The 15,315-nt window shown below is 61.3% G+C and carries 11 protein-coding genes and 1 pseudogene; 5 read left to right on the plus strand and 7 right to left on the minus strand.

Annotated elements, in window-relative coordinates:
* The first annotated feature begins 128 nt into the window (after positions 1-128).
* Both NPS58_RS04255 and NPS58_RS04260 read left to right on the plus strand, forming a co-directional pair.
* A complete protein-coding gene (locus NPS58_RS04255; protein WP_274113811.1) occupies positions 129-2,993 on the plus strand; it encodes an FAD-binding and (Fe-S)-binding domain-containing protein in 2,865 nt (954 codons plus the stop codon).
* A 339-nt stretch (positions 2,994-3,332) separates the two neighbouring features.
* Positions 3,333-4,769 (plus strand): NAD(P)-binding protein, encoded by a 1,437-nt coding sequence (locus NPS58_RS04260; protein ID WP_274113812.1) that lies wholly within the window; start codon positions 3,333-3,335, stop codon positions 4,767-4,769.
* A 7-nt stretch (positions 4,770-4,776) separates the two neighbouring features.
* On the opposite strand, the gene NPS58_RS04265 is transcribed toward NPS58_RS04260, so the two are convergent.
* The 3 genes from NPS58_RS04265 to NPS58_RS04275 all read right to left on the minus strand — a co-directional run bounded on the left by NPS58_RS04265 (position 4,777) and on the right by NPS58_RS04275 (position 6,115).
* Complete coding sequence (locus NPS58_RS04265; RefSeq protein ID WP_274113813.1) at positions 4,777-5,031, minus strand: helix-hairpin-helix domain-containing protein; 255 nt, start codon at positions 5,029-5,031, stop codon at positions 4,777-4,779.
* A gap of 135 nt (positions 5,032-5,166) precedes the next feature.
* Positions 5,167-5,370, minus strand: coding sequence for a hypothetical protein (locus NPS58_RS04270; protein WP_274113814.1), 204 nt, complete (start codon positions 5,368-5,370; stop codon positions 5,167-5,169).
* 172 nt (positions 5,371-5,542) lie between these two features.
* Positions 5,543-6,115, minus strand: a complete 573-nt coding sequence (locus tag NPS58_RS04275; protein ID WP_274113816.1) for a LuxR C-terminal-related transcriptional regulator — start codon at positions 6,113-6,115, stop codon at positions 5,543-5,545.
* A 201-nt stretch (positions 6,116-6,316) separates the two neighbouring features.
* Between NPS58_RS04275 and NPS58_RS04280 the strand changes: the two genes are divergently transcribed.
* The 3 genes from NPS58_RS04280 to NPS58_RS04290 are packed head-to-tail and all read left to right on the plus strand — an operon-like array spanning position 6,317 to position 10,427.
* Positions 6,317-7,495 carry an acetyl-CoA acetyltransferase gene (locus tag NPS58_RS04280; RefSeq protein WP_274113818.1) on the plus strand — a complete coding sequence of 393 codons (1,179 nt, stop codon included), beginning with the start codon at positions 6,317-6,319 and terminating at the stop codon, positions 7,493-7,495.
* A gap of 2 nt (positions 7,496-7,497) precedes the next feature.
* Complete coding sequence (locus NPS58_RS04285; protein ID WP_274113820.1) at positions 7,498-9,027, plus strand: class I adenylate-forming enzyme family protein; 1,530 nt, start codon at positions 7,498-7,500, stop codon at positions 9,025-9,027.
* Between the two features lie 38 nt (positions 9,028-9,065).
* Entirely contained in the window at positions 9,066-10,427 is a 1,362-nt protein-coding gene (locus NPS58_RS04290) for an MFS transporter (protein WP_274113822.1), read from the plus strand.
* Here the strand turns inward: NPS58_RS04290 and NPS58_RS29545 are convergent.
* The 4 genes and pseudogenes from NPS58_RS29545 to NPS58_RS04305 form a co-directional block, all read right to left on the minus strand.
* Entirely contained in the window at positions 10,417-11,172 is a 756-nt protein-coding gene (locus NPS58_RS29545) for a methyl-accepting chemotaxis protein (protein ID WP_425313050.1), read from the minus strand. The two genes, NPS58_RS04290 and NPS58_RS29545, sit on opposite strands and share 11 nt — an antisense overlap.
* Before the next feature lie 102 nt (positions 11,173-11,274).
* A pseudogene (locus NPS58_RS29550) lies at positions 11,275-12,543 on the minus strand (HAMP domain-containing protein); the annotation flags it as partial.
* A gap of 76 nt (positions 12,544-12,619) precedes the next feature.
* Complete coding sequence (locus NPS58_RS04300; RefSeq protein ID WP_274113826.1) at positions 12,620-13,972, minus strand: APC family permease; 1,353 nt, start codon at positions 13,970-13,972, stop codon at positions 12,620-12,622.
* 404 nt (positions 13,973-14,376) lie between these two features.
* Complete coding sequence (locus tag NPS58_RS04305) at positions 14,377-15,300, minus strand: LysR family transcriptional regulator (RefSeq protein WP_274113828.1); 924 nt, start codon at positions 15,298-15,300, stop codon at positions 14,377-14,379.
* Between the last annotated feature and the right edge of the window lie 15 nt (positions 15,301-15,315).

The following is a 15,315-nucleotide window of genomic DNA, read 5'->3' on the forward strand; positions in this document are numbered from 1 at the left end:
CCGCTGACTCACCCCGTTTCTGCAACCAAAGCACAATCCGGCTGTTCTCTGTGGCTTCAGCCGTTTGACCAGCCCCTGCGGCCTCGCACCCCCGAACTGGCCGCCGGGGTGATTGATGGAGACAAGCAATGTTACCGGCGACTTTTACCACCGCTGTCGAGCGGCTGATTCCCCGTGACCGGCGTTTCGATGACCCGCTTTCGACCCTCGCGTTCGGCACCGATGCCAGCTTTTACCGGCTTATTCCCCAGTTGGTGCTGCGGGTCGAATCCGAGCACGAAGTGGTCGCGCTGCTCAAACTGGCCAATGCCGAGCGCGTGCCGGTGACCTTCCGCGCCGCCGGCACCAGCCTCTCTGGCCAGGCCATTTCCGATTCGGTATTGATCGTGCTTGGCGACCGTTGGAACCGCCGTGATATCCGTGGCAATGGCCAGCAGATCCGTCTGCAGCCCGGCGTCATCGGCGCCCAGGCCAATGCTGCACTGGCCCCTTTCAAACGCAAGATTGGTCCTGATCCTGCGTCGATCAACGCTGCCAAGATTGGTGGTATCGTCGCTAATAACTCCAGTGGCATGTGTTGCGGCACGGCCCAGAATACCTATCACACCCTCGCTGGCCTGCGCCTGGTGTTGGCCGACGGCACCGTACTAGACAGCGAAAGTCCATCCAGCATCGCCGCCTTCCGTGCCAGCCACGGCGAGCTGTTGCAGCAGCTCGCCGATTTGGGGCGCCAGACCCGAGCCAATCTGCCTTTGGCCGCCAGGATTCGCCACAAGTACCGACTGAAAAACACCACGGGCTTCTCGATCAACGCCCTGATCGATTTCGAGGACCCGCTGGATATTCTCAATCACCTGATGGTGGGTTGCGAAGGGACCCTGGGGTTCATCAGTGCGGTGACCTATGACACCGTGCCCGACCACCCGCACAAAGCCAGCGCGCTGATCGTCTTTCCCGACGTCGGCATCTGCTGCAAGGCCGTACCGGTGCTCAAACAACAGCCTGTCGCGGCTGTGGAGCTGCTTGATCGGCGCAGCCTGCGCTCGGTGGAGAACATGGCCGGTATGCCCCAGTGGGTGCGTGAATTGTCGGCGGGCGCCTGTGCCTTGTTGATTGAGTCGCGTGCGGCAACCGGTGCACTGCTGCAAGAGCAACTGGCGCAAGTCATGGCCGCCATCGCGCATTTCCCGGTGGAGAAACAGGTTGACTTCAGTGATGACCCGCAGGTCTACAACCAGCTGTGGCGGATCCGCAAGGACACCTTCCCGGCAGTCGGTGCGGTGCGTCAGACGGGGACCACGGTGATCATCGAGGACGTGACCTTTCCTGTCGAACAGCTTGCCGAGGGCGTCAATCGACTGATCCAGCTATTCGACAAACATGGTTACGACGAAGCGATCATTTTCGGCCATGCCCTTGAAGGGAACCTGCATTTCGTCTTCACCCAGGGCTTCGATGACCCGCACCAGGTGGCCCGTTACGAGGCCTTCATGGGCGATGTGACCCAACTGGTGGCGGTGGAATACGGCGGTGCGCTCAAGGCCGAGCACGGCACCGGGCGTAATATGGCACCTTTCGTCGAGCTGGAATGGGGCACTGAAGCCTACCAGCTGATGTGGAAAATCAAGCGCCTGCTCGACCCTCGCGGCATCCTCAACCCCGATGTGGTGTTGTCCGAGGATCCTCACATTCACTTGAAAAACTTCAAGCCGATGCCGACGGCCGATGACATCGTGGACAAATGCATCGAATGTGGTTTCTGCGAACCGGTGTGCCCCTCCAACGGCCTGACGCTGACCCCGCGTCAACGCATTGTCATCTGGCGTGACATCCAGGCGCGCAAGCGTGCCGGCATCGATACTGCTGAACTGGAGCGCGCCTACCAGCGCCATGGCCTTGATACCTGTGCGGCCACCGGCCTGTGTGGCCAGCGCTGTCCGGTGGGCATCAACACTGGTGATCTAGTCCGAAAACTGCGCGGCACCCGGGCCCACAGCCCCCGTGCGGCCAATTGGCTGGCCGAGCATTTCGCCTCGGCGGTGCAGGGCGCTCGCTTCACCTTGTACGTGGCCAATACGGCGCACCGGATGCTGGGCACTCCGTTGTTCGCCAAGACCACCGCGACCCTGACCCAGGTCAGCCAGGGCAAATTGCCCGAGTGGACGCCAGCGATGCCGCAGCCTGTGCAGCGTCTGCAGCTCCCTGAACCGGCCACTTCGGATGAACGTCCACGGGTGGTGTATCTGGCGGCCTGTGTGTCCCGTGTCATGGGCCCGGCAGCCAGCGATCAGGAGCAGCAACCGCTGTTCGACAAAACCTGTGCCCTGCTGGAAAAAGCGGGCTACCAGGTGATTTTCCCGGACAACCTGGACGCGCTCTGCTGCGGCCAGCCTTTTGCCTCCAAGGGCTACGCGGAACAGGCCGAGTACAAACGCCAGGAAACCCGCGATGCCTTGCTCAAGGCCAGCCGCGGCGGGCTCGACCCGATCTATTGCGACACCAGCCCTTGCACCTTGCGGCTGATGCAGGACCTGGCCGATGAGCGACTCGAGATCCATGACCCAGTGCGCTTTATCCGCACCTATCTGCTCGACCGCCTGGAGTTCGAGCCCCAGGATGCACCGATCGCCGTGCATGTCACCTGCAGCACCCAGCACCTCGGCGAGGCCCAAGCCCTGATCGACATCGCCCGGCGCTGTTCCACGCAGGTAGTCATTCCCGAGGGTATTCATTGCTGCGGCTTCGCCGGCGACAAGGGCTTCACCACCCCGCAGTTGAACAGCCACGCTTTGCGTAGCCTCAAGGAGGCGGTGCAGTTTTGCGACGAAGGCATCTCCACCAGCCGTACGTGTGAGATCGGATTGTCTCGACACAGTGGCATCGACTACCACGGGCTGGTTTACCTCGTGGACAGAGTCAGCCGCCGTATACCTGCTGTTCGAGCTCAATTGTCACAGGCTGGAGAACGCATCTCAGAAGCTGTTGCTGAATGACCTAAAAACAGCTGGAAAACAAATCACCACAAATCTGTAATGTGTAATTGATCAACATACTCGCATTCTTAAACCTTCAGAGGCGAGGCTGGCAGGGAGACTCGGAGTAAATCCGAATGTCTCCTTTTGGCCGAAACGGTTGAAAAAGCCGGCCATGGTTTCAGCAGCTGGAAAGTATGCTTGCGAGATTGATATCTTTACTTTCTACTCCCCCGGCCCCAGCACAGCGCTCATCACAGATGGCTATGTAGATAAGGAACAACTGTTCTCTTGCGACATGCAAAGCGAACTAGCCTGAATTGATGGAGGAGAGTTCTCCATCGCAGTGAGGGCGTTTCTATGAGCACTGCATCCATCAATACCGATTATCTGGTGATCGGCGCGGGGGCAACAGCGATGGCCTTCGTCGATACCTTGCTTGATGAGTCGGATGCGAGTGTGTTGATGGTGGATCGACATGCTCAGCCGGGTGGACACTGGAACGATGCCTACTCGTTTGTCCGGCTGCATCAACCCTCTGCTTTCTATGGCGTCAACTCCCGCGAGCTTGGCTCTGGTAGGAAGGACGAGTCCGAATGGGGCGGTGGGATGTATGAGCTGGCCTCAGGCGCCGAGATTGTCAGTTATTTCGATCAATTGATGCATCAGCGATTCTTGCCTTCGGGTCGAGTGCATTATTTTCCAATGCACAGCTACGAAGGGGATCGCACTGCGAATCATTGCATCACTTCCTTGCTCACCGGCGACAGTCGTGCTGTCCAGGTGCGCAGGAAGCTGGTGGACGCGACTATCGCCCAGACCGCCGTTCCTTCCACCCATGCCCCACGCTACCGGGTCGCTCCAGGTGTACGGTGTATCACGCCGAACGACTTGCCAAGGATCGGACAGCCTCCCTTGCGTTATGTTGTGGTGGGAGGAGGGAAGACCGGTATCGATGCCTGCCTGTGGCTACTGCAGAATGGCGTGGCGCCCAGCAGGATTCAATGGATCGTTCCAAACGCGTTCTGGCTGCTGGATCGCGCTAACGTCCAACCCGGGCAGGAAAACTTTGTTCGAACAATCGGTAGCCTTGTGAAGCAGTTCGACGCAATAGGCGCTGCTGATTCGATCTCTGACCTGTTCCTGAGGCTCGAAGGTGCCGGGGAACTGCTGCGCATAGATACGGCTGTCGAACCTAATGGTTTTCGTGGTGCAACCGTTTCACAAGGTGAATTACAGGCGCTACGGCGTATCAGCGATGTGGTGCGCCTGGGCCGGGTTCAGGCGATTGAATCCGATCGTGTAATCCTCGAAAGAGGCAGCTTAGCCGGAGATCCCGACGCCCTTTACATTGACTGCAGTGCGAGTGCTGTTCCAATCATTCCCGATGGAAGCGTGCATGCATTTGAAGGTAGTCGCATCAACTTGGTGACGGTCAGCAGTTACCAGATCTTGTTCAGTGCCGCACTCATCGCCTACGTAGAAAGCCACCTCGACGATCAGGTACAGATGAATAGCCTATGTGGGGTTGTCCCTGCGCCACGTTCAGATGTGGACTGGATCAGAATGTGGGCTGTTTATCTTGGCAACCAGCGCCAGTGGAAGCACCACGCTGGATTGTCCAACTGGCTCGCCCAGTGCCATTTGCATCTGTTACCGGCGGTGTTGAAGAGCCTGCAGGAAGGAGATCCTGCAAAGCTGGCTGTGTTGAACCAATTTACCGCGGCTCGAAAAAGAGCCTTGGAAAATCTGCCCAGGCTTTTGCAGGAAGTAGCAGATTTATCTCGAAAATCCTGAGCCTGAGCTACCGGCCCGGTTCGCGTCCAGTAAAACCTCTGGCAAGCTCAACGGCCGCAGTAATGGCTGCTCGAGCTTGCGGGCTGTTCTTCCAGCAGGTCGATCCCACCGCGGCCGACGCTTGAGCGAGGATGTCGCCGACATCCGACTTGCCCAGCTCGGCCAGCGAATCGATCCCCATCTGTTCAAGCCTGGTGAGGACGGTAGGGCCTACGCCTTTCAGTGCCAGCAGTGCCGTTCGCTCGTTCGGTGGAAATGGCATCCTTGAAATCCTTTTCGGGTGCGAGAGTTCCTGGGAGCTTGCCCTAAGTCTGCGCGTGTCTCAACTAAACCGTTGAAAGGGCAGGCAAAGACCTTCGAACAGGCAACGGCCGCGGCACGGCACCTTATGCGTCTGTCAGACAGCTACAGCGGTCAGGTCGATGTTTCTGTCTTGAGTATCCATGATGAAGTGCAGCGGCATGTGCTCTGGCGTATCAAGGGTTGATACTTCGAAACCACCCACGACCAGTGGCTGTCGAGCTTCCTGCTCAAGCGATTCCTGCGCCAGCCTTTTGACCATTCTCGCGTGGTTCATTGCGATTTCACTGAGCGTCGACACGGTACATCTCCGATAACAAGCAATTATTGTGGCCGCTGCCGCGTCAGAATTACGTCTTGTCGAGGCCGCTGGAGCCGGCTTGTGCAATTGGCAAGCCAGAGGTTGGTAGGGTGTGGCTGGAGTGTTTCCAAATGCGACGAATGGTGGTGAATGGCAGGACCGCTGCCTCAGCTCAATTCAACACAATGATCCGCGACACCAGTTCTGCGCTGTTCTTCGCCGAGAGCTTCTTCATCAGCCGCGCCCGATGCACTTCCACCGTTCGGTGCGAGATAGCCAGCTTGCGGCCAATCTCCTTGCACGTCAGCCCGTTGACGATATGCGCCGATATCTCTCGCTCCCTGGGCGTAAGGTTGACGGTAGGCCTGAACACACGGTCCATGCGCTCGAAATGCCACACCATCAGTTGAAAGGGATCGTCCGGGGTCAGGGTATAGCCGTTGGCCCGGGCCCAGAAGACTTCGCCACTATGATGCTGCATGAAACGCTCGTCGGAGTAGGCGCCGTTCTTGGCGTGGCGCAGCCAGCTCAGGCTGCGTTCGCCGATGGCCTGGTAGTCGGCCTGTGAGGGGTAGAGCTTGAGGATCAGCTCACCCATCAGTTCATCACGCTGGTAGCCGAACAGGCTCTGGAAGGCTTCGTTGAGGTCGAGCATGCGGCGATTGCCGGTGATGACTTGCGGCGCAGGCGACACCTGGAAGGCGAGACGCTCGAGGTCTTGCAGTTGTCGGGCTGGGTCGGTCATGGGCAGGCCTGCCTTGGGCATGTGGATGGGGACGGGCTTGCGCCGCGATGCGATTTGTAGGGCAAATCGCAATCGCGGGGCAAGCCCGCCCCCACAAATTCTGCTGCGCTACTCATCCTTGTACGTAGTTGTACGAATAGCGAGGCCCTGGAGGTTCGGGCCATTGTAGGGAACGCCTGTTCAACCACAAGGATAAAAACCATGGCTACCGACTCCGTCAGCATCGTCGCCGCCGCGCATTCGCGCTTTGGCCGCTTGCACGATGCCACGCTCGAAGACCTGATTGTCGATGTCACCCGTGCCGCCCTGGCCGATGCGGATGTTGCCGCTTCGCAGATCGATGCGCTGTTCCTCGGGCATTTCAATTCGGGGCTGGTGCCCGACGGTTTTCCGGCATCGTTGATGTTGCAGGCTGACCCGGCGCTGCGTTTCAAGCCCGCTACCCGTTGCGAGAATGCCTGTGCCTCTGGCTCGGCGGCGATCCAGGCGGGGATCAACGCGATTCGCTCGGGCGCCGCAGAGCTGGTGCTGGTGGTGGGGGCCGAGAAAATGACGTCGAACTCCACCGCTCAGGTGACCCAGGCCCTGGCCGGGGCAGGGTACCAGCATGACGCAGAGGAAGCTGGCTTGAGCTTCCCGCAGTTGTTCGGGCTGGCCGCCGCAGGATACGGGCAGCGCTACCAGAGCCCGCTGTCGGCGATGGCTGCAATTGCCGCGAAAAACCATGCCAACGCAATGGCCAATCCGTTGGCACAGATGCACAAGGCGATGAGTTTTGAACATTGCAACACGGTGTCCGAGAGCAATCCCTATATTGCCGAGCCGCTGCGCCTGACCGACTGCTCGCTGGTCACCGATGGTGCGGCGGCGATTGTGCTGGCGTCGGAGCAGCGCGCCAGTCAGTTCCGCCGCGAGGTGGCGATTCGCAGCATGGTCCAGGTCAACGATTTTCTGCCGTTGTCCAGCCGCGACCTGCTGGCGTTCGAAGGGCCGCAGCGGGCCATCCGCACGGCCCTGGGCAAGGCGCAGGTGACCCTGGATGACCTGGGTTTTGCCGAAGTCCACGATTGCTTCACCATCGCCGAATTGCTGATCTATGAAGCCATGGGCCTGGCACCGCAAGGGCAGGGCTATCGTGCGCTGGACGACGGAATCGTGCAGGCCGGTGGCAAGCTGCCGGTCAACCTGTCGGGCGGGCTCAAGGCCAAGGGGCATCCGGTGGGAGCCACGGGTGTGTCGATGCATGCCCTGGCGTTCGGTCAGCTGACGGGCAAGCCGATTGGCCTGTCGGCCGCCAATGCCGAGTTCGGGCTGTTGTTCAACATGGGCGGGATGGCGGTGGCCAACTACGCCTCGGTGCTGCAGGCGCGGAGGGCGTAACGGTGAATATTGCCAACTGGTTGCACGCCGCCGCCCAGCGCTGGCCCGAGCGTCCGGCGCTGTTCGAAGGGGCACGGCAGGTTGCCGACTATCAGGGTTTTGCTGCCAGGGTGCGTGGTCTTGCCCATGAATTGGTGCATCAGCACGGGGTCGAGCCTGGTGATCGCGTCGCGCTGTTCATGAAGAACTGCTGCGAGTACCTGGAGTTGATGTACGCGGTGTGGTGGGTCGGTGCCGTGGCGGTGCCGATCAACTGCAAGCTGCACCGCAGCGAGGCCGGCTGGATCGTCGATAACGCCCAGGCGCGGGTGCTGTTCACCGATGACGGACAGGTGTTCGCTGCCAACGAGCTGGCCTGCCGCGAAGTGGCGGGGCGCGGCCGGGCGCTGGCGAACACTGGCGATGCCCAGGCCATTCCCTACACGTGCGACGCCGATCACCTGGCCTGGTTGTTCTACACCTCCGGCACCACCGGGCGCTCCAAGGGCGTGATGCTGTCCCATGGCAACCTGGCGGCAATGTCGCTGTGCTACCCGCTGGATGTCGATGCGGTCAGCGCCCGGGACGCGGTGGTCTATGCCGCCCCCATGTCCCATGGCGCCGGGCTGTACAACTTCATTCATGTGCGCTGCGGTGCCCGGCATGTGGTACCCGAGTCCCGTGGCTTCAAGGCCGATGAGCTGTTCGCGCTCGCCAGCCAGTTGGGCGAGGTGACCCTGTTCGCAGCGCCGACCATGGTCAAGCGCATGGTCGAGCAGGCCCGCTGCAGTGGCTACGCCGGCGAAGGCATCAAGACCATCGTGTACGGCGGCGCGCCCATGTACCTGGCCGACCTCCAGGACGCCGTCAGTACCTTCGGCCCGCGGCTGGTGCAGATCTACGGCCAGGGCGAGAGCCCGATGACCATCAGTGCCTTGCCCCGCGAGCTGATTGCCGATCGTCAACGCCCGGACTGGGCCCGCATCGCGTCATCGGTGGGGCTGGCCCATGCCTGCGTGGATGTCCGCGTGCTCGACGCCCAACTGCGCCCGTTGCCGGCAGGGCAGCCCGGCCAGATTGCCGTGCGCGGCCCGACGGTCATGCACGGCTACTGGCGCAACGAGACCGCCACCCGCGAAGCGCTGGTCGATGGCTGGCTGCTGACCGGTGACATCGGCTACCTCGACGACCAGGGCTACCTGACCCTCACCGACCGCTGCAAGGACGTGATCATTTCCGGTGGCAGCAATGTATATCCGCGTGAAGTGGAAGAGGTGCTGGCGCTGCACCCCGAAGTGTTCGAGGTTTGCGTGGTCGGCGAGGCGGACGAGGAGTGGGGCGAGTCGGTGGTGGCCTTCGTGGTTGCCCGGGGCAACCAGCCGCTGGACCAACATTCGCTCACCAGCTGGTTCCTCGAGCGCATGGCTTCGTTCAAAAAGCCCAAGAAGTATGTGTTCCTCGCCGAGCTGCCGAAGAACAGCTACGGCAAGGTGCTCAAGACCACACTGCGTCAGTGGCTGCAGGAGGCTGCCGGTACTGCTGTTACCCCGTGACTGTTTTCCATCAATAAGAACAAGACAGGAATACTCCTATGGCTACGCGTGAGCACAACCCGGCCCGGCAACGGCGCCGTGCCTTTATCGGTGCGACCTCCGGGCACCTTATCGAGTGGTACGACTATGGCGTGTACGGCTTTCTGGCGGTGTACATCGGCCAGGCGTTCTTTGTTTCCGACGACCCCACCACCAGCCTGCTCAGCAGCTTTGCTGCCTTCGCCCTGAGCTTTTTCATCCGGCCGTTGGGCGGGCTGTTTTTCGGGCCGCTGGCCGACAAGATCGGTCGACGCAAAACCCTGATCACCGTGCTGGTGATGATGGCCGGCTCCACCTGCCTGCTGGGCATGCTGCCCACCTACGCCTCCATCGGCATCGCCGCGCCGATCCTGCTGGTGCTGATTCGCTGCGTGCAGGGCTTTTCGGCCGGTGGCGAGATCGGCACCATCACCAGCTTCATTTCCGAGTACGCAGGGCCTGGTCGGCGGGGCTTCTCCACCTGTTGGCTGATGGTCACCGCAGTGCTTGGCCTGGTGCTGGGCGGGGTGGTTGCCAACGGCATGACCTGGTTGCTCGGCGCCGAGCTGATGCAGGACTGGGGCTGGCGCATTCCGTTCCTGGTGGCCGGCCCCATGGGCCTGATCTCCATGTACATTCGCCTCAAGCTCGAGGACAGTCCGGAGTTCCTGGCCCTGCAGAAAGCCGGCGAAACCTCCAAGGCGCCACTGCGTGAAGTGTGGCAATGGAAGCGGGCGATCACGCTGGTGTTCTTCATCATCACCCTGCACAGCTCGATCTTCTACCTGGTGTTGACCTTCGCCTCCACCTATATGTCGCGCATCCTCAAGTTCGACAGCGGCACCACGCTGCTCTACGTGTTCATCGCCAGTTTGACGGCTGCGTTCGTCATGCCATTTGGCGGCCTGTTCACGGACCGGTACGGGCGCAAACCCTTCCTGATGGTGGTGGGAGTATTGGCGACGCTGGCGATGTACTGGTTCTTCAAGGCGGCGCCTACCGCTACGCCAACCTCGTTCTTCCTGCCGTTGATGGCGGTGGCGATCTTCTTCGGGCTGTATGCCTCCTCCACCTACGCGACCATGAGCGAATTGCTGCCCACGCGCATCCGCTCCACGGGGATCGCGGTGGCCTACAACATTCCGGTGGCGGTGTTCGGCGGCAGTGCGCCGTTCATTTCGACCTGGCTGATCCAGCAGACCGGGGATATTTCCTCACCCTGGTACTTCTATATCGGCACCGGGGTGGTGTCGCTGATTGCCCTGGCGGTGCTGCGCAAAGAAGACTTCGTCGCCTGCCAGAGTGCTGTGAGCGGGGTTGCCCCGCGAAGCGATGTCACTGAACGATCGCTTTCGCAGGGCAAGCCTGCGCCTACACTTTGAACGTAGCCATCAGCCCTTGCTGATGATTGGCCAGGCGGTTCAACGCCTGGCTGATCTGCGCCGACTCTTCAGCCTGCCCGGAGAGCGACTCAGTCACATCGCGAATGCTCGCCACATTGCGGTTCACCTCTTCAGCCACCGCGCTCTGCTCTTCAGCCGCCGAGGCAATCTGCAGGTTCATGTCGGTGATCACCGTCACCGCCTCGCCAATTCGCTGCAAGGCCGGCAGCGCCTGCTCGGCCTGGCTCACGCTGTTCTGGGCCTGGCGATGGCTGCTGTGCATCGAGCCCACCACCTCGCGGGTACCTTGCTGCAGCCCTTCGATCACCACGCGGATCTCATCCACCGAGTCCTGGGTACGCCTGGCCAGGTTGCGCACTTCGTCGGCCACCACGGCAAAGCCCCGACCGGCTTCACCGGCGCGGGCGGCTTCGATGGCGGCATTCAGGGCCAGCAAGTTGGTTTGTTCGGCAATCGAGCGGATCACGTCGAGTACCGAGCCGATCTGCTCGCTACGGCTGGCCAGTTGCTGGACTTCCTCCATGCCGGCGGTCATTTCACACGCCAGTTGTTCGATGGCGCGGGTGGTGGTGCGGATCAGCGCCAGGCCCTCGCGTGTGGCCTGGTCGGCACCGCGCGCCGCTTCTGCCGCCTGGGCGGCGTTGCGGGCAACGTCCTGGGCGGTGGCGCTCATCTCCTGGGAGGCCGTGGCCACCTGGTCCACTTCCCGAAATTGCTGCTGCATGCCGGCGCTGGTCTGGCTGGCAATGGCCGCCGACTGGTCGGCGGTGCCGCGCGCATCCTGTACCGAGGTCTTGACGTCGGCGATCACTGGTTGAAGTTTGTCGAGAAAGCGGTTGAACCAGCCCGTCAGTTCTCCCAGCTCATCCTTGCCGGTGTAGTCCAGGCGCCGGGTGAGGTCGCCTTCGCCGCTGGCGATGTCCTTGAGCATCGCCGCCACCTTGAGGATCGGCCGAGTCACGCCCCGGGCGGTCATCCAGATCACCAGCAGCCCTAGCACGGCGGCGCCCAGGGCCATGAGCAGGCTGGTCAGGTTGGCGCGCGTGTTGTGGGCATCGAGGCGCGCGTTGAGCTCGATGGCAGGAGCCTGCAGGACCTGCTCGGGCACTTCCAGCAAAACGCTCCACGGCTGCGCACCGGGCACCGGTACGAACGACTGGCTGACCTGGAGCAGGCCGTTGTCGGTGAATTCTGCCGCCTTGCCGGCGCGAATCTGTGTGGTCAGGGCGCTGGACTGTGGGCCGAACACCGTTTCGATGTTCTTGCTCAGCTGGCTGCCGTCACGGCTGTGTCCGGCCAGCAGGCCTGCGGGGCTGACGATGCTGACCTGGCCGTTGCCGTCGAACAGTTCCTGGCGGCCGTCCAGGCTCAGTTGCTGCAGGTTGTCGAGACTGATGTCCAGGCCGATCACGCCGATCACCTTGCCGTCCTGCTTGAGCGGGATGGCGATGCTGGTCATTAGCGGCGTGCGGTCGCCGACGGTATCGAAATAGGGGTCGATAACGCAGGTGCTGCCGGTCTCCAGCGGGCAGGTCAGCCAGCGATTGTAGGCAAAGCCGTTGGCACCCAGGGTGGTGTCGGCGAGCATGGATTCGGGCATGGCCTCGGACTCCAGCTGGCCGGGTGCTGGTTGCGACCAGTACAAGGAAAAGCGTCCGTTTTCATTGCTGCCCAGCTCGGCCTGATCGATGAAGGCACTGTCCTTGCCATCAAGCGCGTCCGGCAAAAACACCAGGTACAGGCCCAGCAGTTCAGGGTTATCGGCCAGTGCCGTTTTTGCTTGTGCAGTCAGCACCTGGCGCAGGTCATCGGCGCCTTGGGCCTTGAGCACCGTCATCAGGTGGGCGACGCCATTGCCATACAGGTAGGCGTCCTTGAAATAGCGCTGGATGCGTGATGCCTGCAATTGGGCGTAGGTGTGCAGGCGCAGGCGGGCGTTCTGGTCGAGTATCTGCGTGTTGGCCGTGTTGACCAGCGCTGCACTGCGACTGGATTGAAACAGCGCCGCCGCCATCAGCACCGCGACGATGGCCAGCAGGCACAGGCCCGCCAGCAGGGTGATCTTCCATTGGATGAGCAGGCGGCGTAGCAGCATGGGACGTCCTTTTTTATTGTTGGCGGTGTTAAACGCAAAAGCCCGTCGATATCGACGGGCTGTTTTCAGTGGGGCACTACTCGGCAATGAAGCTCGGCGGCGCAACCTTGAAGGCTTTGGTCAGGTACGCCAGGTACAACACCCCGGTCGCGGCCCAGACTCCGCCAAACAGCAGCGAGTGTTCATCGAGGTCCAGCCAGAGAATGGCGATGATACAAAAACCGATGGTAGGCACGACCAGGTACTTGAACTTGTCGGCCAGGGTCTTGCTGCGGCCTTCACGCCAGTAGCAGTGAACGATCACCGACAGGTTCACGAAGCTGAAGGCCACCAGCGCGCCGAAGTTGATCACCGAGGTAGCGGTCACCAGGTCGAAGAAAATCGCCGACAGCGAGATGAAACCCACGATGACGATATTGATGGCCGGGGTTTTCCACTTGCCATGCAGGCGCCCGAAGTAGCGCTTGGGGATGACGTTGTCACGGCCCATCACATACAGCAGGCGCGACACACTGGCCTGGGAGGCCAGGCCCGAGGCCAGGGTGTTGATGAAGGTGCAGCAGATGAAGATCGACTGGAACAGCTTGCCGCCCACATACAGTGCGATTTCCGGCAGGGCGGCCTCGTGGTCCTGGAAGCGGTCCATGTTCGGGAAGAACGACTGGATGTAGAACGACACGATGATGAACACCAGGCCGCCGATCAACGCAATCAGGAAGATCGCCCGCGGGATGACCTTCTCGGCGTTTTCGGTTTCTTCCGACAAGGTGGTGACCGCATCGAAGCCCAGGAACGAGAAGCACAGGATGGTGGCGCCGGCCACCAGGGCATTGAAGTGGGTGTCTTCTCCGGCAAACGGCAGCAGGCTCCAGGTGGTACCCAGGCCTTCGCCGTTGTGCAGGCCGCGCACGGTCAGGTAGATGAACACACCGATGATGATGGCCTGGATTGCCACGAACAAGGTGTTGAAGTTGGCGACCAGGTTGATGCTGCGGATGTTGATCAGGCTCATGATCGTCACGAAGCCCACCACCCAGGCCCAGGCCGGTACCTCGGGGAACATTACCGACAGGTACAGCTTGGCCAGCAGGGCGTTGACCATCGGCAGCAGCAGGTAGTCGAGCAGCGACGACCAGCCGACCAGAAAGCCCACGTGCGGGTTGATCGCCCGGCGCGTATAGGTGTAGGCCGAGCCGGACTCGGGAAAGCGGCGAACCAGCACGCCGTAGCTCACGGCGGTGAAGAGGATGCCGAGCAGGGCCAGCACATAGGCGCTGGGCACATGCCCATCGGTGATGCCGGAGACGATGCCGAAGGTGTCGAACACGGTCATCGGGGCGATGTAGGCCAGGCCGATGATCACCACCTGCCAGAGTTTCAGGGTTTTTTTGAGTTGGGCGTCGGGGGCTGTGGCGTTGTTACTGGGCATGCGGGTCGCGCTCCTGGATCTGTGGAGCGGACGGGCGAGGGGTAACGCTGAGAACGGGTCCTTTGTTCTGCTTGCTGGGTGCGCGTGAAGAGACTGGCATCATGGATGGCACTGGCCCGTGTTTTGTTTGGAATTATTTTTTTGAGAGGTGAGGCAGGAGGGAAAATAAGAAGGTGGCAGGGGTGTGTCAATTAAATTCTGACAAATTGTTTCAGGGGTATGTCGGGTTTATCGAGGTGAATGCTCTATCTTGCGGGTTGTAGCAGGGTGTAGCGCAGATGATGCGTCTATTAAAATAGACGGCCTGGATTTTGTTGCCGATATTTATCGGCAAATAGCTGGTTGGAGCGGGCTTGTCCCGCGATGGCCATTCCAGGCCCCCAGGTGTGTTGGCTGTGCACGCTTTATCGCGGTGCAAGCCCGCTCCCACAAGCTTCGATGAACACCGATTCGGCCCGGCTCATGCGCTGTTCGCGGTTCCACAATAGGTGAATGTCGACGTCGGCAATCCCTTCATGGGGCGGCAGCTGCCAGAGCAAGCCGGCCTCGACATCCGCCGCCACCACATGGGCAGGCAAACAACCAATGCCAAACCCGGCGATCACCAGGCGCCGCACTTCTTCAAGGCTCGGTGACGAGGCGACGATGCGCCCGCTGAAGCCTTGCTGGTCACGAAAAATGGTCAACGGCGAGAGCATGCCGCCAATCTGGTCGCTGGTGAAGCTTACAAAGTTCTCTTTCTGCAGGTTGCCTTCGGCCACGTCCACCTTGCCGAACAGTGCATGGTGCCTGCCACAGAAAAAGGCATAGCGCTGGCGCAGGAACAAGCGCTGCTCCAGGCGCGGCTGCGGGCGGCGGTTGAGGCTCAGGCCAAGGGTCGCAGTCTTTTCCTGCAGGGCGCTGATGATGTCGGAGCTGCGCATCACGTCGATTTCCAGGTCTACCCGCGGATGCTGGCGATGAAACTCGGCGAGGAAGTCGTCGAAGGGCTCCGAGCAGATCCGGCTGATCATCAGCAACCGCACCTTGCCGATCACCTCGTCGGCCGGCTGCTCCAGCACACCGCTGACCTGCGACATCTGCCCGTAGATTTCCCCCGCCAGGTGGAAGATCTGCTCGCCCACTTCGGTGAGGGCAAAGCGCGGGCCGCGACGGGCAATCAGTTGGCGGCCGAGCTGCTCTTCCAGGCGCTTGAGCGCCTGGCTCACCGCAGGCTGGGTGAGGTGCAGGCGGGCCGCGGCGCGGCTGATGCTCAGTTCCTGGCCGATTACCCGGAAGGTGCGCAGCAGGTTCCAGTCCAGGCGGTCGTTGAGCAGGCGGTCAGGCATGGGCGGGCACCTGTG

The organism is Pseudomonas putida (assembly GCF_028682455.1).
Taxonomy (GTDB): domain Bacteria; phylum Pseudomonadota; class Gammaproteobacteria; order Pseudomonadales; family Pseudomonadaceae; genus Aquipseudomonas; species Aquipseudomonas putida_AA.